The sequence below is a fragment of the Syntrophomonas sp. UBA5494 genome (assembly GCF_002426325.1).
In genome coordinates this window covers 6,673-25,219 of the sequence record NZ_DIPG01000007.1, presented here as the reverse complement: position 1 = coordinate 25,219, position 18,547 = coordinate 6,673, and the positions used below count along the sequence as shown (strand labels likewise).

The following is an 18,547-nucleotide window of genomic DNA, read 5'->3' as shown; positions in this document are numbered from 1 at the left end:
CCGCCCTTTTTGGCCTTTTTCCCCATTTCCGAAAACTGTTTCATCAGTTTTCTTGATTCTTCAAACTGCTTGACCAGACGGTTCACATCCTGCACCCGGGTGCCGCTGCCGCGGGCAATGCGTTTTTTGCGACTGCCGTTGAGAATCTCGGGATTTCTGCGTTCCTGCGGAGTCATCGAACTTATTATGGCTTCGATGTGTGCAATCTCTTTTTCATCCACATTGACCTGCATATTTTTAAGCTGCTTGCCCATACCGGGAATCATACCGAGCAGTTCTTCCAGCGGCCCCATGGATTTTACCTGTTGCATCTGTTCTTTGAAATCCTCCAGGGTAAATTCCTGCTGGCGGATCTTGCGCTCCATTTCCAGGGCTTTCTCACGGTCGATGTTGGCCTGGGCCTTTTCAACCAGACTGAGCACATCCCCCATCCCCAGGATGCGTGAAGCCATGCGATCGGGATGGAAGATTTCCAAGGCATCGAGTTTTTCGCCCATACCCACATATTTAATCGGGCAGCCGGTAACCGCTTTAACTGATAAAGCGGCGCCACCGCGGGTATCTCCATCCAACTTGGTGAGGATCACCCCGGTTAACTGCAGTTGAGCGTTAAAGTGTTCCGCCACATTGACGGCATCCTGTCCGGTCATGGCATCGACCACCAGCATGATTTCATCAGGCTTGACGTATGCCTGAATGGTTTTGAGTTCATCCATCATCTCTTCATTTATATGCAAGCGGCCGGCGGTATCCAGAATCACTATATCCCGGTTGTGGGCGCGGGCATACTCCATTGAAGATTCGGCGATGTCTACCGGGTTGGCTTTATCTTTGCTGTATACCGGGATTCCGGTTTGTTCTCCCAAAACCTGCAGCTGCTTGATGGCTGCCGGGCGGTATATGTCGCAGGCCACCAAGAGTGGGCGGCGGCCTTGTTTGACCAGAGTTTTACCCAGTTTGGCGACAGTGGTGGTTTTGCCTGCCCCCTGCAGGCCCACCGCCATAAGCACGGTAGGGTTGCGCGAGGAAAGATTGAGCTTGCTTTCCGAACCACCCATCAGAGCCGTCATTTCATCATGCACAATTTTTACGATCTGCTGACCCGGGGTCAAGCTCTGCAGGACTTCTTGCCCTACGGCCCGCTCTTTAACCCGGCCGACAAAATCCTTGACTACTTTAAAGTTGACATCGGCTTCCAGTAGGGCCAGGCGGATCTCACGCATGGCCACCTTGACGTCCTCTTCACCTATTTTGCCTTTTCCGCGCAGTTTCTTAAAAACTCCTTGCAGCCTATCCGATAAACCTTCAAAAGCCACAGTATCTCTCCTTTACATAGACTCCAAAAGAGTCCTGAGGGTATTCACAGCCCGAGTATGAGTATCATGGTCACAGGAACCTTCCAACAATGCACAAACCTCTTCCAGCTCTTGCCGAATCTCTTTGAAGCGCCGCACCAACCCCAGCCGCCGTTCATACCCGGCAAGGGTTGTTTCGCTGCGTCTCAACAGGTCGTATACCGCCTGTTTGCTTATCTCCATTTGCTCAGCGATTTCGGTTAATGACAAGTCCTGTTCATAATGCCAGGCCAAAACCTGAGCTTGTTTTTCGGTTAACAGCGGGCCATACAGATCCTTCTGCATGATGACCCGCTCCATTTTTTCCAGCATGGCCAGTACCTCTATGTAAAGTAAAAATGCTTTACCCGTTAAATTTTACGGGTTTAGTGTGTAAATGTCAACTTCAAGCCATAAACTAGCTTTACCGGCCGCTTTGTTTACTCTACAATGGAAGCAATAAATAAATTGTCGAGGAGACCGAAATATGTCGGAGAAAATTGCCCTGGTATGCGACAGTATGAGCGACCTGCCCCGGAATTTCGCCGAGGAGCACAGCATCAAGGTGCTCCCGGCTCGAGTGATTTATCCTGACCGCGAATATGCTGACGGGATCGATATCCAGCCGGATGAGGTCTACAGCCGTATGCCCCAGGAAATACCCACTACTTCAATGCCCTCCCCTCATGACATCCGCACCGCATTTGAGGAGTTGATCCAGGAGGGCTTCACTCATTGTATTGCACTGCATATTTCCAGCGCCTTATCTGGCACCTATGAATCTGTCAAAATGGTGGCCGATGAAATCAAGAATCTGAGGATTCAGGTCATCGATTCCCGCACCCTCTCCATGGGGACCGGTTGGCTAGTCATCAATGCTGCCCGCAATATCAAAGCAGGATGGAACTTCGACTCCATCCTGGAGAATATGCAGGCCTTGCAGGAAAAAGCCCGGGTTTATTACATACTGGACACCCTGGAATACCTGCGCAAAGGTGGGCGCATCGGCAAAGTCGCCGGCATGATCGGGGAGTTCCTGCACTTAAAACCGGTGATATCGGTAAATGCAGAGGGCGAGTATTTCACCTATTGTAAGGCCAAAGGCCGGCGCAAGTCCATCGAGAAGCTGGTGGAAATAATTGAAAAAGCAGTGCAGGAGCGGGAAATCAATCTGGGGGTAGTGCATGGCGGAGCGCCGCAGGAATTTGAACTCCTGGTGAAGCGTTTCAAACAGTTCCCCAATATCCGAGAAATCACGGCTTCACAGATAACCCCGGTTCTAGGGGTTCACACCGGTCCCGGCCTTTTGGGGGTCTGTTTCTACGAAATATAGCCTGTATCACCGCATGCCGGCCGATGCCCGAACCGTTAATACTCTTTCGGCCGGCGGCAGCTTCGGACTCGCTATGCGCATCCTGCTTTGAAACGATACCTAAGTTCGGTTAAATCGTGGTTTGGCTTTGGATTCAGCCCCGGCGGATAAGCGGGCATGGATTGTTCCGGCAATCCAAAACATTGCAGGCTTTAGCCTGCCGCAACCTTGACCGGGACTGGTTTACATAATATATTAATAAAAAGGTCTGAGCAGAAAGGAGAAGCCGGTGAGGAATTAAGTAACATCAAACTCATATCGATGATGGATGTTACTGTCCGGTGCAGCCGGTTTCTTTGGATTGTTTATATTCGGTTCAGACCAGGTGAATGATATCGCCTTGAGTTCTTGGTTGTATGGAACCGGCCCTATCGGAAGTAGCATTCAGGCCATAAGGAGTGGTTTGAATGCTTTTGTTATCTGTAGATCATGTCAGTCAGAGTTTTGGGGAAAATGACATCTTCAGCGGTGTCAGCTTCCAAGTGCAAAAAGGCGAAAAAGTAGCCCTGGTGGGTCCTAACGGGGTCGGAAAGTCAAGCTTGCTTCGGATTATAGCCGGAATTGATCGGGCCGGGACTGGTCAGGTTAAAATCAAGCCCGGGACTGTGTGCAGGCTGATGACGCAGCAGTTTAGCAGCGGCCGCAATCTGACCGTGGGGCAGTGGCTGCAAGAGGCTCATTTATCAGGGTCAGGCCATCGATCAGCAGACGAAGCCCTTAAGCAATTTGCTTTCCGCCAGCTCAAAGAGCAGCCCCTTGGGAATCTGAGCAGCGGGGAAAGAACCCGTTTGCAGCTGGCCGGGCTGTGGCTGGCGGAGGCGGAATTGTTGTTATTGGACGAACCAACCAATCACCTGGACATAGAAAACCTGCAGTGGCTGCAAGCCTATATAAATGATTCTCCAGATACTGTCATCATGGTGTCCCATGACCGCTATTTTCTGGATCGGACCGTCGGGCGGGTACTGGAACTGTCCCAGCATGGCATTACCGCTTATCCAGGCAACTACTCGGATTTCTATCAGGCCAGGCTGAAAAAACTGGCACAGGACACCAGGCTTTATTTCGATCAGGAAAAACAGGCCCGCAAGCTTCAGGAGGCTATTGAAGAGCAGAAGCAATGGGCGGGGCAGGCTCATCGCAAGGCCGCACAGAAGGCGGCGGATCTGGGGCTGAAAAAAGGCGGCAAGGTTTTTTTCCGGGGCAAGGCCAAAAAACTGGAAAGCCGGGTTAAAAACAATATCAAACGCCTGGAACGCTTGCAGGAGGAGCGTATCGCCCGTCCCCGCAAAGCCAGGGGCATCGACCTGTCTTTCACCGCCGGGAGGCGCTCCAACAACTGCATTGTATGGGGCGAAGATCTATCCAAATCTTTTCCCGGCAAAACGCTGTTTACCAACAGCGCAATCAGCCTGAGCCACGGCCGGAAGGCCGCCCTGACAGGCCCTAACGGCAGCGGCAAGACCACTTTGCTGCGCATCGTCGCCGGGTTAGAGCCCCTGGACGAAGGCTCGCTGTGGCTCTCCCCTTCCTTAAAGGTGGGATATCTGGAGCAGGAAATGAAGGCCCTCAACCAGGAGCGCACGGTCTTGCAGGAAGCGGGCGCATTCTGCACCGATCGGCAGCGGGTACGGAATCTTTTGGCTGACCTGCTGTTTACCGGTGATTCTGTTTATAAGCCCTGCCGGGTGTTGAGTATGGGCGAGCGGCTCAGGGTCGCCCTGGCCAAATTGCTCCTGGGGAGCTCCGATCTGATCTTGCTGGATGAGCCCAGCAATTATATGGATGCGGACAGCCGCCACAAGCTGGAACAGGCCCTGACAGCCTTCGGCGGTTCGCTGATCGTGGTCTCCCATGACCGTTATTTGCTGGAGCGGGTGGCCGATCAGGTATGGATCATTGAGAACCGGAAAATAATGATTCATCCTCAATCCTATGCAGAATACCAGCTTGACCGCAGCTCGCTCCGCCGGCATGCAATTGCCGAAAGGCGCATGGAGCTGGAGATGAAAAAAGACCGCCTGTTAAGCGAGCTGTCTTTGATCGACCGCCGCTGCAAAGAGGTCGAATATCTCAAGGTGGAGGCAGAGTTTCTGGCGGTTGTAGAACAGTTGAGGAATATGGGGCAATAAGACCTTTTTCCCCCAATAACCGGCACCAGGATATTAATTGCGATACCGGCCGCCGGCCTCCCGGCTCTATTCAGAGCAGGTTCAGCAAGGTAACCATGGGGCCGGGCCGCTCACACCTGTCCGGCCAGATCCTCCGCTCTAGCCGTGGAAGCGGCTATAAATGCGAATTACAGCCGATTTCACCTCAGTAAATCCGGGGTGTGCTTTACGCTCACCCCGGCCGGTTCGAGCCGATGTGCGGGGGTCCGACAAATAGGGGATATTGGCGGAAAGCTCTGCTTGTGGTCTCTATTCATATCCTTATAATGGGAATTATAGATCCCAGGAGAGAGGACGAGGGTTATTTGCGCATCAGCATGACAGGCTTGGGTTTGCTGTTATTTCTCTGTTGGAGCGGTCTGGTTATGTGGCCTGTTGCCAATCTGTCAGCCTTGGACAGCAGTTCGGCACCGGCGCAGCCGGCTGATGCTTTTGAAGCTGCCGTTAAATCCTTTAACCTATTGTCATCTTTTTTCAGCGATAGCGATATCGAGGATTGCGACATCTACCCTGTTTCCCGGCATGGCCGAAGCTACGCCGAGGCCTATGACTATCTCCTGGCGGGCTTTGAGGCGGGACTTGCGGATGACATCCTTAAAGCCTATACTTTCACCGGCCCTGACGGCACCCTGAGGATAATCCCCTGTGAAGGCATTCCCCTGCTGACCGTGGCGGACCGGGCTCAAGCCGCCATAATCCCGCAAGAGGACTGCACCCTGATTAAGGTCCGCCTGGCAGATTGTTATCAACCCGGTGACAGCTACATTTATCAGATCACATCCCGCTTAATCGAGGGAAACTGGAAGATTACCGATTTATCACTAACTGAAGAATAACTGAATCCCGGGCATTATTTCTTCCCTAAGATCACCGGACCGGCTGCGGCAAGCGGCCGGTCTTGATTATTCCCTGCTTGTTTCAAGTTATGCTGCCAATATGAAGCCGCATCTTTATGCAGGCCGGAATCAAGGGGTCTTAACTAGGCGGACGACAGGATAAATAGTGCTGGGTATCAGCCCAAAACCAGGTGATTTGGTCATTGGGAGCTGCAAATATGATTATGGGGCGGCCAGCAGCTCCCGGGCCGCTGCCAGGAGCTTCTCTTTCCGGTTTTCCACAGAGTTCTTGAGCACCATTTCCAGCAGCAGCCGCAAGGCCTGGCCCAGTTTGGCGTCAGCCTGGTAGCCGATCTCCATCAGATCGCGTCCGTTGACCGCCAAATCCTTAATGTTCAAAGGAGCCTGACTATCAACCACTTTCTGGTAAATCCGCTGGGCCTGATCGATAAAAGAACTGTCATGAAAAGAGGCGCTGCCGTTGATATCGGCTTTTTGCAGTGTGAAAAGATCGGGCAGGTTGTCCTCTCCCACCTGGATGAGAAGCCGGATGACCGCTTCACGGTCAGGCCTGGTCAGCCAGTACATATGATTCCCGACCAGTGTGCTGACCTTATCGACAACGGCCCGGCTGAATCTGAGGCGCTTCAATATCTGCAAGGTCTGCCGCTGGCTTTCCTGCTGATGATGATAGAAATGGCCGATACCGCGGCTGTCCATGGTAAAAGTAGCCGGCTTGCCGATATCATGGAGCAAGGCCGCCAAACGGATTTCCAGCTGTGCAGGCACATTCTCCACTACCGCCAGGGAATGATTGAACACATCATTGATATGGGCCGGGTTGTGCTGTTCAAACCCTACCATGGCCATCACCTCAGGGATGATTCGTTGCATCAGGCCGGTTTCAACCATAAGCCGCAGGCCCCTGGCGGGGTGCTCCGATACCAGAATAGCAGCCAACTCTTCTTTGATTCTCTCCGCAGCAACACTGTCTATCAAGTCCAAACATTCTTCCATGGCGGGGCTCAAACTGTCATCCAGTCGAAAATCCAGAACCGCAGCCAGTCTAACCGCCCGCAGCATGCGCAGGGGATCTTCGCGGAAGCGCTCTCCGGCCTGGTTTTCAGGCGCCCTGATCAACCTGGCGGCAATATCCTGCCGGCCTCCCCAGGGATCGATAAGTGCGCCGCTGCCGTCAATAGCCATGGCATTGACGGTAAAATCCCGGTGCAGCAAATCCTCCTGCAGCCGCACAGCCCAGCCGCCACCTGCACCACTCCCCCGGCAGCTGGTGACCTCGACCCGGTTATCGCCCACCATGACCACTGTAGTCCCATGTTTTATACCGATAGGAAGGGTCTTTTCAAACAGCCTCGCCACCTCACCGGCTTCAGCGGAACAGACCACGTCAAAATCCCGGGGGGAGCGGTCCATAAGCAGATCCCGCACCGCTCCCCCCGCTACAGCTGCCTGAAAACCCTGATTCCGAAGCTCATTCAGAACATGTTCAATATGATCGGGTAGTTTAATGTGCATAAGCGAGCCTCCCATCAGCTTACGACTTACATTGACCGCCCTTCCTGGGCTGCGGCTACAGCCGCTCCCAGACTTGAGCCATTGGCGACGGGTATCAACGCAACAGCAGGATATCCTTCCCGGTGTTGATTGATCAGCTTCTCCACTGCCGCTGCAAAACCGGGGAGCTTCAGGAACACGCTGCCATCCACCGCCACGGCCTGGCCTTGCTTTAATTGCCTTGATCTTTCGGTTACCGCCAAGTAGCTGGCCGCAATCAGTTGTACGGCCCGGTCTATAATAGCATGCCCCGCCGCTTTCAGCATGGCAATATCTTGATCCCGATAATGGGGAAAGCCCTGCTGGCACAGCCAGTCATCCAGCTGTTTCCTCGCCAGGGGGGCGTCCGCTCTCAACCAGCTGAGCACCTCGGCGCCCAACATAAACGGCTGATTGATACAGTTTTGGCCTCCATACGGGGAAGGCAGAATCTGTTGATCCAGCAGATCGAGAAAGACCAGGCGAAACAATTCTCCCATGTATTTCCCGGAAACCATTTTTTCCAGGCGCTGTTTGCCCGGATCAAGGCTTTGGCTGTCCAAACGCTGGTCATAAAAGTTCTCCGGTACCGCTGCAAAATTGCCGGCTTCAATGTTGACGATCATCGGCAGACCAGACGGCGTATAAAGAGATGGTTCACAATAACAGGTGTTGTGTCCGGTGCCGCATATCGATCCGGCGCAGACCGCGGGTTCAGAGTAGGCTCCAGCCATAAAGGCAGCCACCGTGTCATTGATGATGGCAGTTGGCATGATAGGGTACAGGCCGCGCCCCTCCAGGGCTTCAGTCAACATTAATTTGATATCCCGCCCTACGGTGGCGCTGGTTTTGATCTCTTTGGTCCACTCCAACAGACGGGCTTTATCAACCGCATCCTGCTGCATCGGATAGGAAAATGTCAGTCCCAGCTTATAACTCTGCCCTTCAAGCCGCACTTCTTCAACCAGCCCGGCTATAAAAGCGAACATATCCCTGCCGGTGCTGGCAGCAGCAGTCAAATCGTAGCCCTGCCCGGCATCTGCCAAAGGGCGGCTGATCTGTTTGGTTATAATGCTACGGCCTTGCCCCAGAAGGGAAACCGCCATAACCCGGACATTGGTGCCGCCCAAATCGACTGCTATATACTCGCCCCGTTCCTGACCAGTGGGTGATGACAGATAGGAAGGCAGGATTTTCAATGAACTGGGCCGGTTGTGTAAAGCCCGCTCCAATTCACCGGCAAAAGCCTCGGCAATAGCCTCTACCGAGTTTATCCGGAATGAGTCCGATATGTTTTTGACCACATTATCCTTCATCAGTGCACCTTCTTATATCAGCCCGGCCCGATCCGGACAGAGACCGGCTTAAAGCGCTTAATTCCATCTCGCTGCCTTTATTTTTTCATTAAAGCCCTGATTTAATCAGCAGCAGGGCAAGGGCAGGTTGAGCAAAAGCGTGATATCATCGCAACTTCCATATTCAAAGCTATGGGTTCCAAGTGGCCCCGGGTAGCTAAAGCCTGATTTTTGCCGCATTATCCCCGCCCCCCGGTTTCGGTTCCGGGAAGCTGATATAACCGGTAAATTCTGGTCGTGGATTTTTCTGAGCTTGAGTCAATTCTATACATATTGCGGGTCAGAGTCCAGATATAAAGAAGAGAAGACTGTGGAGAGGCAAAAAGAGCCGCGAATATTCGCGGCTCCTCCAGTTTGCTATGGTGGGCGATGACAGGCTCGAACTGCCGACCCCCTGCTTGTAAGGCAGGTGCTCTCCCAACTGAGCTAATCGCCCTGGTGACCCCTAGGGGACTCGAACCCCTGTTACCGGCGTGAAAGGCCGGTGTCTTAACCGCTTGACCAAGGGGCCATAACAGTCGTCAGGCATCGGGAAGCGGACGTCGGGATAAATAAATTAGCTTGGATATCCATTCCCAAAATCTGATGTCTAACCACTGAACAGATATCAGCCGCCGGTTATCGGAATAGGGTCCTCAACTTCGAATATAATACGCTTACCGTTTCCGACGTCTGACGTCTTACGTCTAATATGGTGGGCCTACCAGGACTCGAACCTGGGACCAACCGGTTATGAGCCGGTAGCTCTACCAACTGAGCTATAGGCCCGTGGTGCGGCAACCCCGCAAGAGTTAGTATATAAAATATCCATACAAAGGTCAAGGAAAATAATCGCGCTCCGGCCTATTTTAAGACCTGTTTTGTTTTCAGCTTTCCCCCGGCCAATGTGGGGCATACAAAAGGCGGTTCCCTTTTCGGTTGCCGCCTGTGATAGTCTTTGGCTCCCCGAGTAGGATTCGAACCTACAACCCTCCGGTTAACAGCCGGATGCTCTACCGTTGAGCTATCGAGGATCATCCCAACAGGAATTATTATATATTGCCATCAGGCAGTTGTCAACCGCGGGCTGAGACTATTCGATATAGTCTTTCAGCTTTTTGCTGCGGGACGGATGCCTGAGCTTGCGCAATGCCTTGGCTTCAATCTGCCGGATGCGTTCGCGGGTGACGCCAAACTCCTGGCCAACTTCCTCCAGGGTGCGCGGGCGGCCGTCATCCAGGCCAAACCGCAAACGCAATACCTTTTCTTCGCGGTCAGTCAAAGTATTTAAAATGCCATCCAGGTGCTCGCGCAACAGCACGAAAGAAGCTGATTCTTCAGGGGACTCAGCGTCTTCGTCAGTGATAAAATCACCCAGATGACTGTCGTCTTCTTCTCCAATCGGTGTTTCCAGTGACACCGGTTCCTGAGCCACTTTCATGATCTCTATGACCCGGTCTACCGGGATATCCATCTCCTCTGCCACTTCGCCCGGGGTAGGTTCCCGGCCCAGGGTCTGCAATAAATTGCGCTGCACCCTGGAGAGCTTGTTTATGGTTTCCACCATATGCACTGGAATCCGGATAGTGCGGGCCTGATCGGCAATAGCCCGGGTTATCGCCTGCCTGATCCACCAGGTGGCATAAGTACTGAACTTATAACCCTTACGGTAATCGAACTTTTCGACGGCTTTCATCAAACCCAGGTTGCCTTCCTGAATGAGATCCAGGAAAAGCATGCCCCGGCCCACGTAGCGCTTGGCGATGCTGACCACCAGTCTGAGATTGGCCTCTACCAGCTGCCGCTTGGCTTCTTCATCCCCGGCTTCAATACGTTGAGCCAGATCAATTTCCTCCTCCGCCAACAGCAGCCTCACCCGGCCAATTTCTTTAAGGTACATGCGTACCGGATCATCTATCTCAATGCCGTCCGGCACCGTGATTTCCTCGGTTTCCAGGCTTTCGCTTTCCAGCTCTTCTTCGCCCTCTAGTTCGGATTCGGATCCAACACCAATACCCAGAGATTGGAGATGTTCAAGAATGTCATCCATATTATCAGACTCCAGGTTAAAACCCTGTAAGTCATCGATGATTTCATCATAGGTAAGGTTTTTCTTCTTTTTGCCTTTTTCGGCTAAAACACCGACCGCGTCCGCTAATTTTCGGTCCATTTTCATTGTATCCCCCCTTCCCGGGTTTGGTGTAGGAATGTATCTAGATCTAATATCAAACGCAAAACAGTATGAAATCCTCCATCATTGCGAAGATGTTCCAACCGTTGATGCAAGTTCCTCCATCGGGCTCTGTACCGCTGGCGCTGAACACCGCGGATAAAGTACCATAATTCGGCATCGTTTAAGCGAAATCCTTCGTCCCATCTTATATCCAGCCGGGCCAACAATGCTTCCAGGCCTTCGCCCTGTACGGCTTGCTGCAATTCCAAAGAGTGGGTTCCTGAAAAGCCGTACATTTCATAACATATGGCGGCCAGGCGATTGTAATGCCTGGAAGAAAAACATTCTAATCCAATATTTGAGGCTATAATTTCCGCAATATCCCGGTTATGCAGCATATTTGCCAGTATTTTCTCTTCCATACTATAATTTCCGTACTGTATATTATCCCTGTTTACTGGACTTTTATTCTTGAGATATTGCTTTCTTGGCCCGGTATGGCCCTCAATCTCTTTCAATATTAAGTTTTCTTCTATTTTTAATAGTCTGGATAACATCTTAGTATAATTGTCGCGTAAAATACCGCTCTCCAGACTCTTGATATCATCTTTAACCGCATTTATGACTCTGATTTTGGCCTGCAAATTCAGCGAATTTTCTGCAGCTATAGACCTTTTTACCTTAAATTCAATATAACTCACTCTATTATTCTGGATATATTGCAGGAATTCCTCTTTTCCGTGTTCATCCAGAAAATCATCGGGATCTTGTCCTGCCGGAAGTGTCAGGACCTCAACATTAAAGCCCTGTTCAGCCAGCAATTCGACTGCTCTCAAGGTTTCTCTCTGACCGGCTTCATCACCGTCATACAACACCAGCACATTCTCCGCGTAACGCCTGAGCAGTTGGGTTTGTTCTCTGGTTAAAGCGGTCCCCAGCGAGGCTACTGCATAATTGACGCCATGCTGGTGCAGCTTCAGACAGTCCATATATCCTTCCACCAGTATGACCTGGTTTTCTTTGCGGACAGCCTCCCTGGCCTGGTAGAGGCCATAGAGATGATGGCGTTTTACATAAACCTCGGTTTCCGGGGTGTTGAGGTACTTGGGTACTTGATCTTCAAGGATACGGCCCCCGAAGCCCACTATATTGCCCTGATAATCAAATATTGGGAAAATTATGCGATCCCTGAAGAGATCGTAATAAGCATCTCCACTTTTATTACGTTTAATCAGCCCGGATTCTTTAACCCATTCCTGATCAAATCCTTTTCCCAGCAGATAATTTGAAACCCGGTTCCATTCATTGGGGGCGTAGCCGACCTGAAAACGCTTTACGGTCTCCTCGTCCAGCCGCCTTTTCAACAGGTATTGCCTGGCTTTAGCCGCGCTCGCCTCTTCCAATCCCCCCTGGAACCAGGCGGCAGCAGCCTTATTGACCTCCACCACCCTTTTAAAGCGGTCCACTCCTTTATTAAACTGGGTACTCTGCAGTTGAACTCCAGCCCGGCTGGCCAGCAGCTGCACCGCTTCCGGAAATTCCAGCCCGTCCCGCTTCATGACATAGGTGAAAAGATTGCCCCCGGCGTGGCAGCCGAAACAGTAAAACATATTTTTCCCCGGGGTGACACTGAAAGACGGGGTCTTCTCCGCATGGAAAGGGCACAAGCCCCAGTAGCGGTCGCCCTTACGGCTCAATTTCACTGATTCTGATACCACATCCAGGATATCGATGCGGTGGTTGATTTCCGATAGTACATTTTCATCATAATAAGTACCCATAGTGTCACCTATATTCTCTGTTCACCTTCAAAATCCTGCCTAATTATAGCGAAATTTGCCTAAAGCTAATCTACTATGTCATCCCCGGAAAATATCTTGAACTGATCCGGCACCAGCGACCTGGGTACATATACATTTTCGAAAATACTGATGCAGTATTCATCGCTCATCCCTGCAATATAGTCGGCCACCGCTCTTTCCAAGCCCTCCTGCTCAGCAATCTCCAAGTACAGCGGAGTCATGCGCAGCGGATTTTTGAGGAAGTAGCTGTAGAGGTGCTCTATCACAAAGCCGGCCCGTTTGCGTTCCGCAAGGCACACCGATCCATTATAAATAGCCTCGAACATGAATTGCCTCAAACCGCGCAAGGCCTCCTCTACCGGCGGTGAAGGCTCAATAAGCGGAACCTCTCCGGGCTTTAACCGGCTCAGGCTGTATTCTATGGTATCAATCACCAGGGTGGCAATCCGCTGGCTGTGGCTGCTGCCAAGAACATCGATGAACTGCCGGGGCAGATCCTGCAAGGATAAGAGCCCTCCGCGGATACTGTCGTCAATATCGTGCTGCACATAGGCGATTTTATCACTGAGGCGAATAACCCGGCCTTCTGCGGTACTGGCCAGATGCGCCTGCCCGCCGTAGCCGCTGTGGTGTAAAACCCCGTCCAATACCTCCCGGGACAGATTCAGCCCCGGTCCCCGGCGGTGCTGCTCAACCCGGGTCAGAACGCGGATGCTGTTTTCATTGTGTCGAAATCCCCCGGGCAGCAGCTGGTTGAGTATCTCTTCACCGGCATGGGCAAAAGGGGTATGCCCCACATCATGCGCCAGAGCCATGGCCTCGATCAGATCGATGTTAAGGTTCAACCCGGCGCCGATGGTCTTGGCGATCTGATTGACCTCCAGGGTATGGGTTAAACGGCTGCGGTAATGGTCTCCCCGCGGGGCGATAAAAACCTGGGTCTTGTGTTTTAAGCGGCGGAAAGATTTGGAATGCACCACCCGGTCGCGATCAACCATAAAACAGGTCCTTATGGGATCGGGTGGTTCGCTCCTGATTCGCCCCCATGAATTGACAGCCAGCATGGCATGTGGACCTAACCAGGAATTTTCCCGCTTTTCGATTTCCTCACGGATCATACGCCATACACCCCCTTGAAAATCAACTCGAATTATCTCTTCATAATTATGTGCTAGTAATACTACAATCACCCAGGCGAATCCTTTATTACTTTGTCGTACCCGGGCTCTCCCGGGCAAGCCAGAAACGTCCCCGCCGGCTTGCGCATAAGCGGCCTACCCTTTGGTTTTTCAAGAATTCCCCCCATGCGCGAGAAAAGACGGGCCAAGACGCCGTCTTGACCCGCCGGGGTCTGTGTTCTGGCTATTGCTTATTGAAACTGGCCGGTGCGAATGTCGGCAAAATATGCCAATCAACATTTTTCATGGTTATGAAACACTTTTGAAATGCAAATTGATTAATGAGCAGATGATATTTTCAATCCTATAATCCCGATTAATATAAATCCAATACAAATTAACCTTATGAGGTCAGCCGGTTCTCTGAAAAGAACGATTCCCAATATCACAGTGCCAACTGCGCCGATTCCTGTCCAAATAGCATAAGCTGTCCCTAAGGGAAGACTTCGCAATGCCAATGATAAGAAATAAAAGCTTGCTATCATTCCCATTACGGTTAATATACTCGGCCCAAGCTTGGTAAAACCGTGAGTATATTTCAAGCCTATAGCCCAGGCTACTTCTAAAAGTCCTGCTATAACCAAGAATACCCATTTCATGTTCTTCACTCCTGTAATTAATTTAAAGTAAAAAGGCCCGGAAGATACTTGTAATATCTCCCAGGCTTTTATCCTTCCGTGAACACAGATGAACTGTGCGTTTTATCTCGGTCCAGACCAGTTCTTTACCCAAAACTGCGGAACCCTATAAAACCTCAAAATATAAAATTTTTCTCTTAAGAAGATACCATATGCCATTAAGTATTTCAAGTTCTATTTCGATTGGGATTTCGCCTTTCAGCGCGGCCTGTGCGGCAGCTATCAAAATAGACCAATCACTATTCCAAGCAAATTTTATTACCTTTACAACTTGACTTACGGAAGAGTGAAGTCATTGCGTATAAAACATGGAGTTCATAATCGCAAGGAGCATTTGCCGAAGGCACGCCTTGCTGAAAATGCAAGCCATTTCACCTATATATAACCAGCAAAAAATGTCATCTCCACGACGGACTTCCTTTTTAAGGTCAATATGTTTGTCCAGCCTACAATAACCAGCCATAATCCTGGCGTGTATCGACAACCGCGTCAATATATACGCTGTTTTCCTTGATTTGATAGCCGTTAACCAAGCTGTTTTGCCCTATCCTTTTATAGAACATTTCTTCCGAACAGGAATCCAAACTTCACTATAAGCGTACTCTTTTTTGTCTTTATCCATTTTAGTAAAGGAAAAAGCAGGGGCATTGATTACTTCATAATTGGAAGAGGGTAGCCATTCTGAATATACTGTTGCCATTGTTTTTTGTAACGCAGAAGGAAATGGGCCTTCATTTGGGAATATTGCCCAAGTATAAGCTTCGACCGGCACCTTTTCCAATAGATCACTTACCTGATTTTCAGTCGTTAAAATGCCTATCAGATGAGTTAAATCTCCTTCTTCTTTTAGGAAATTAGCGTCTGCCTCATAAGAAGCATTAACGATCTCATAAGGTTCAATATTTTGAAGAGAATGCATTTCTTCTTTTTGTTCGTCCGTTATACTTTCTGCAAGCTTTACAATCTCGTTATTGACGCCTTCAAATTGCATAGGGACACGTTTGCTTACCCCGACTAAATTAAAGGCCGGTTTGTCTTCAATTCTAAATTCCATACTACTTCCTCCTTTGACGGTGATTACGAATGAAAGTTTGGGAAACGACTTACTTATGCCTTTCTTAATTACATCCGAGGGTAAAAAACCGCTCCACTTTTTAAATGCTCGAGTAAAGCCGTCCATGGACTGATAACCATATTTCAAAGCAACGTCCGTTACTTTTTTTCCATGCAATAAATCCATACTCGCTTCCGACAATTTTCTGTTTTTGATATATTCACTAAGGGTCAACCCGGAAAGATAAAAAAATATCTTTCTAAAATGATACTCAGAAACCCCGGCATACTCAGAAATGGTTTCAAGGGACAGGTCCTCAGTTAAATGCTCTTCAATGTAGTCAATCACATGATTTAATTGGTGTAACATTAGCTCCCTCCTTCATATCTACATAATACCAAGCCTGCTTTTACGATGCTCGACATGTTGAGCACAAAAAATATCGGGTGGAGTGAGAAGGGGACGGGGTCATCGTCACACTAGTGTCAATAACCCTGTCCCCTTGTCACTTACTGATTTCACATTATGGAACGCTTTGGATTTATTTTTTCGATATCCGCTTATCAATTTGATAAAACACTTCACCTAATACAAGGCAGATTAAGGCGAATATAAGTATTTTAATAATCTCAAAGCCAGGCAATAGCACATATCCTGATATACCGCCCAAAACAATTGCAAACACAATTAAGCAGAGCCGACCGACACGATTCATAAATAATTCTCCTGAAAATTCCTATTAATCGAACACAAATCTATTTCCATTATTTCTTAAATAAATCTGCATGAGTACCTGTACGGGTGAGCGTAAGAGTTAGAACGTCGTTTTCTATGATATAAATCAGCAGCCAGTCCGGTTGTATATGACATTCTCTAAAACCTTCCAAGCTGCCTTTCAATGCATGGTCATTGTATTTTTGTGCTAGTGGTCGTCCATTGATTAATTCGCCAATCACATATTCAAAGGGTTTAGAATCAAAACCTCGCTTCATCATAAGCCTAAATTCTTTCTTGAAACGAGAGGTTCTGTTAATCTTCATCATCGCTGTTCAAATCCTCCATCAGCTCTGCTACGCTATTATAGCTTTTGGCCGGGATTTTACCAGCTGCGATATCACGAGCTTCCTGCATAGCGGCAAGTGTTTCGGCGTTGTACTGAGGATTTTTAACCTCAAACGGTAACCCGCCTACAAGAATAACTTGATGAAGAAATATATTGATCGCTTCCGCGGTTGAAAGCCCCAATGTTTTGAGGATAGCCTCAACACCAGCTTTAACAGAAGCTTCAACACGAATGTGCAATGTTTCTGATTTAGCCATAGTGCTCACCTCCAATATTATCGCATCCATTGTATCGCGTTTTATATACAATTTCAATGCTAATGCGTGCCATTCATTAAAATAAGGGAAGCCATTCCAGCTTCCCCCGTCTTATGCTTTGATTTTATGAATTAGTCTTACTTCTGTCCCAATCCCGCTCCACTTATAGCCGCCTGGGCGGCCGCTAATCTGGCCACTGGTATCCGGTAAGGGGAGCAGCTCACATAATCCAGACCGATGATGTGGCAGAATTCCACCGAACTGGGTTCCCCGCCGTGCTCTCCGCAGATGCCCATAAGGATATCGGGCCGGGTCTTCCTGGCCTTCTCCACTGCCAATCTCATCAAGGATCCTACCCCTTTGCGGTCCAGTACCGCAAAGGGATTGTCTTTTAAAATCTTTTTATCAAGATACACCGGGATAAACTTGCCCTCCGCGTCATCGCGGCTGAATCCCAGGGTGGTCTGAGTCAAATCGTTGGTGCCGAAGGAGAAGAACTCGGCGTCCACCGCCAATTCGTCTGCCATTACACAGGCCCGGGGCAGTTCCAGCATAGTCCCCAACATGTATTCCAGTTCTAAACCGGACTCCTGGCTTACCTCAGCATGCACCGCGGTAATTTCCTCTTTTAATATGGCCAGTTCGGACTGGTCGATGACCAGCGGTATCTCGATTTCCACACAGGTAGAGATGTTTTCTTTTTTCAACAACACCAGGGCTTCGAAAATAGCCCGCACCTGCATGCGATAGATCTCGGGGTAGGTAAGACCCAGGCGGCAGCCGCGATGCCCCAGCATGGGATTGGCCTCGGAGAGGCTATGTATTTTCTTGAGCAGATCTTCTTTGTCCAGCAGACGTCTGTCAGTGATGCCCTGATGTTTCATCTCCACGATTTCCACCAGGAGGGCTTCCCGGTCGGGCAGGAACTCATGCAAGGGCGGATCCAGGAGCCGCACTGTGACCGGATAGGGCGACATGGCCTTTAATATGCCATAGAAATCCTCGCGCTGGAAAGGCAATAGTTTGCGCAAGGCCTTTTCCCGGTCGGCCAGGCTCTCCGCCATTATCATCTCCTGCACCACCGGAAGTCTGTCCGGGGCCATGAACATGTGCTCGGTGCGGCACAGCCCGATCCCGGTAGCCCCGAATTGGCGGGCTTTGGCCGCGTCCTCGGGGGTGTCCGCATTGGCTCTTACCGCCAGTCTTTTATGTTCATCAGCCCAGGCTAAAAGGGTTTCAAATTCTTTTGAAAGGGTGGGTTCGATCATGGGAACCTCTCCCAGCATGACATTGCCGGTAGCCCCGTCGATCGTTATAGTGTCTCCTTCTTTGATGATCAGGCCGTTCACCGCGAAACATCCCTGGTCAGCATCGATCTTGATGGCTTCACAGCCGCATACACACGGTTTGCCCATACCTCTGGCCACTACCGCGGCATGCGAGGTCATGCCCCCCCGCGAGGTTAATATCCCCTGGGCAAATATGATGCCGTGAATATCGTCCGGAGTGGTCTCACTGCGCACCAAAACCACCTTGTCACCAGCCTCGCCCTGTTTTTGCGCCTGATCGGCATCGAACAGGACTTTGCCGCTGGCTGCTCCGGGAGAAGCCGGCAAGCCGGTGGCGATTGGCTCCACCTTGAAGCTGCTGTCTATCTGGCGGTGCAGGAGCTGGTTGATCTGTTCGGCGTCAACCCTCAATAATGCTTCTTCAATGGTGATCAGTCCTTCGTTGACCATATCCACAGCCACTTTGACCGAGGCTTTGGCGGTGCGCTTGCC

General features: G+C 50.3%; 16 protein-coding genes, 4 tRNA genes and 1 riboswitch. Of the genes, 3 read left to right on the top strand and 17 right to left on the bottom strand.

The features are described from left to right. Both ffh and ylxM read right to left on the bottom strand, forming a co-directional pair. The coding region (ffh, locus tag B3W37_RS00805) for a signal recognition particle protein (protein ID WP_483174497.1) at positions 1–1,316 on the bottom strand (1,316 nt) is incomplete at its 3' end. Between the two features lie 12 nt (positions 1,317–1,328). Further along, positions 1,329–1,667 carry a YlxM family DNA-binding protein gene (gene ylxM, locus B3W37_RS00800; protein WP_481037957.1) on the bottom strand — a complete coding sequence of 113 codons (339 nt, stop codon included), beginning with the start codon at positions 1,665–1,667 and terminating at the stop codon, positions 1,329–1,331. Between the two features lie 154 nt (positions 1,668–1,821). Here ylxM and B3W37_RS00795 point away from each other — a divergent pair, with 154 nt between their 5' ends. The 3 genes from B3W37_RS00795 to B3W37_RS00785 all read left to right on the top strand — a co-directional run bounded on the left by B3W37_RS00795 (position 1,822) and on the right by B3W37_RS00785 (position 5,713). Then, entirely contained in the window at positions 1,822–2,667 is an 846-nt protein-coding gene (locus B3W37_RS00795; protein WP_483171914.1) for a DegV family protein, read from the top strand. Between the two features lie 446 nt (positions 2,668–3,113). Continuing rightward, a complete protein-coding gene (abc-f, locus tag B3W37_RS00790) occupies positions 3,114–4,838 on the top strand; it encodes a ribosomal protection-like ABC-F family protein (RefSeq protein WP_483174495.1) in 1,725 nt (574 codons plus the stop codon). A 305-nt stretch (positions 4,839–5,143) separates the two neighbouring features. Beyond that, positions 5,144–5,713: a hypothetical protein gene (locus tag B3W37_RS00785; protein ID WP_483174494.1), complete on the top strand. Its 570-nt coding sequence runs from the start codon at positions 5,144–5,146 to the stop codon at positions 5,711–5,713. 222 nt (positions 5,714–5,935) lie between these two features. Here B3W37_RS00785 and B3W37_RS00780 read toward each other — a convergent pair whose 3' ends face one another. The 15 genes from B3W37_RS00780 to B3W37_RS00710 all read right to left on the bottom strand — a co-directional run. Further along, positions 5,936–7,249, bottom strand: a complete 1,314-nt coding sequence (locus tag B3W37_RS00780; RefSeq protein WP_483171917.1) for a CCA tRNA nucleotidyltransferase — start codon at positions 7,247–7,249, stop codon at positions 5,936–5,938. Between the two features lie 26 nt (positions 7,250–7,275). After that, the gene (locus B3W37_RS00775; protein WP_483174493.1) at positions 7,276–8,583 is read right to left on the bottom strand and encodes a hexokinase family protein; all 1,308 of its coding nucleotides are present in this window, start codon (positions 8,581–8,583) and stop codon (positions 7,276–7,278) included. A 399-nt stretch (positions 8,584–8,982) separates the two neighbouring features. Then, positions 8,983–9,058 (bottom strand) — tRNA-Val (locus B3W37_RS00770). Then, a tRNA-Glu gene (locus B3W37_RS00765) sits at positions 9,059–9,133 on the bottom strand. 181 nt (positions 9,134–9,314) lie between these two features. Beyond that, positions 9,315–9,390 (bottom strand) — tRNA-Ile (locus B3W37_RS00760). Positions 9,391–9,560: 170 nt separating this feature from the next. After that, positions 9,561–9,635, bottom strand: a tRNA-Asn gene (locus B3W37_RS00755). A 59-nt stretch (positions 9,636–9,694) separates the two neighbouring features. Further along, complete coding sequence (gene rpoD / locus B3W37_RS00750) at positions 9,695–10,777, bottom strand: RNA polymerase sigma factor RpoD (protein WP_481037951.1); 1,083 nt, start codon at positions 10,775–10,777, stop codon at positions 9,695–9,697. Beyond that, positions 10,774–12,555: a DNA primase gene (gene dnaG, locus B3W37_RS00745; protein ID WP_483174492.1), complete on the bottom strand. Its 1,782-nt coding sequence runs from the start codon at positions 12,553–12,555 to the stop codon at positions 10,774–10,776. The genes rpoD and dnaG overlap by 4 nt, the downstream gene beginning before the upstream one ends. A gap of 65 nt (positions 12,556–12,620) precedes the next feature. Next, the gene (locus B3W37_RS00740) at positions 12,621–13,694 is read right to left on the bottom strand and encodes a deoxyguanosinetriphosphate triphosphohydrolase (protein WP_483171977.1); all 1,074 of its coding nucleotides are present in this window, start codon (positions 13,692–13,694) and stop codon (positions 12,621–12,623) included. Between the two features lie 338 nt (positions 13,695–14,032). Further along, a complete protein-coding gene (sugE, locus tag B3W37_RS00735) occupies positions 14,033–14,353 on the bottom strand; it encodes a quaternary ammonium compound efflux SMR transporter SugE (protein WP_483171920.1) in 321 nt (106 codons plus the stop codon). Positions 14,354–14,408: 55 nt separating this feature from the next. Then, a riboswitch (guanidine-I (ykkC/yxkD leader) is annotated at positions 14,409–14,513 on the bottom strand. A 423-nt stretch (positions 14,514–14,936) separates the two neighbouring features. Further along, on the bottom strand, positions 14,937–15,815 hold the full coding sequence (locus tag B3W37_RS00730) for an AraC family transcriptional regulator (protein ID WP_483174491.1): 879 nt from the start codon (positions 15,813–15,815) through the stop codon (positions 14,937–14,939). A 172-nt stretch (positions 15,816–15,987) separates the two neighbouring features. Next, entirely contained in the window at positions 15,988–16,161 is a 174-nt protein-coding gene (locus B3W37_RS00725) for a hypothetical protein (protein WP_481037946.1), read from the bottom strand. 49 nt (positions 16,162–16,210) lie between these two features. Next, positions 16,211–16,489: a type II toxin-antitoxin system RelE/ParE family toxin gene (locus tag B3W37_RS00720; RefSeq protein ID WP_483171923.1), complete on the bottom strand. Its 279-nt coding sequence runs from the start codon at positions 16,487–16,489 to the stop codon at positions 16,211–16,213. Further along, positions 16,476–16,766 carry a type II toxin-antitoxin system RelB/DinJ family antitoxin gene (locus B3W37_RS00715; RefSeq protein WP_483174490.1) on the bottom strand — a complete coding sequence of 97 codons (291 nt, stop codon included), beginning with the start codon at positions 16,764–16,766 and terminating at the stop codon, positions 16,476–16,478. The genes B3W37_RS00720 and B3W37_RS00715 overlap by 14 nt, the downstream gene beginning before the upstream one ends. A gap of 137 nt (positions 16,767–16,903) precedes the next feature. Beyond that, positions 16,904–18,547: putative PEP-binding protein (locus B3W37_RS00710; protein WP_483171925.1), on the bottom strand; the 1,644-nt coding region annotated here is incomplete at its 5' end.

Excerpts from the sequence above, each read along its gene's own strand:
- B3W37_RS00785 (WP_483174494.1), top strand. The coding sequence starts at position 5,144 with ATGGGAATTATAGATCCCAGGAGAGAGGACGAGGGTTATTTGCGCATC.
- B3W37_RS00780 (WP_483171917.1), bottom strand. The coding sequence starts at position 7,249 with ATGCACATTAAACTACCCGATCATATTGAACATGTTCTGAATGAGCTT.
- B3W37_RS00715 (WP_483174490.1), bottom strand. The coding sequence starts at position 16,766 with ATGGCTAAATCAGAAACATTGCACATTCGTGTTGAAGCTTCTGTTAAA.
- ylxM (WP_481037957.1), bottom strand. The coding sequence starts at position 1,667 with ATGCTGGAAAAAATGGAGCGGGTCATCATGCAGAAGGATCTGTATGGC.
- B3W37_RS00725 (WP_481037946.1), bottom strand. The coding sequence starts at position 16,161 with ATGAATCGTGTCGGTCGGCTCTGCTTAATTGTGTTTGCAATTGTTTTG.
- B3W37_RS00775 (WP_483174493.1), bottom strand. The coding sequence starts at position 8,583 with ATGAAGGATAATGTGGTCAAAAACATATCGGACTCATTCCGGATAAAC.
- B3W37_RS00740 (WP_483171977.1), bottom strand. The coding sequence starts at position 13,694 with ATGATCCGTGAGGAAATCGAAAAGCGGGAAAATTCCTGGTTAGGTCCA.
- B3W37_RS00720 (WP_483171923.1), bottom strand. The coding sequence starts at position 16,489 with ATGATGAAGATTAACAGAACCTCTCGTTTCAAGAAAGAATTTAGGCTT.
- rpoD (WP_481037951.1), bottom strand. The coding sequence starts at position 10,777 with ATGAAAATGGACCGAAAATTAGCGGACGCGGTCGGTGTTTTAGCCGAA.
- B3W37_RS00730 (WP_483174491.1), bottom strand. The coding sequence starts at position 15,815 with ATGTTACACCAATTAAATCATGTGATTGACTACATTGAAGAGCATTTA.
- B3W37_RS00795 (WP_483171914.1), top strand. The coding sequence starts at position 1,822 with ATGTCGGAGAAAATTGCCCTGGTATGCGACAGTATGAGCGACCTGCCC.
- abc-f (WP_483174495.1), top strand. The coding sequence starts at position 3,114 with ATGCTTTTGTTATCTGTAGATCATGTCAGTCAGAGTTTTGGGGAAAAT.
- sugE (WP_483171920.1), bottom strand. The coding sequence starts at position 14,353 with ATGAAATGGGTATTCTTGGTTATAGCAGGACTTTTAGAAGTAGCCTGG.
- dnaG (WP_483174492.1), bottom strand. The coding sequence starts at position 12,555 with ATGGGTACTTATTATGATGAAAATGTACTATCGGAAATCAACCACCGC.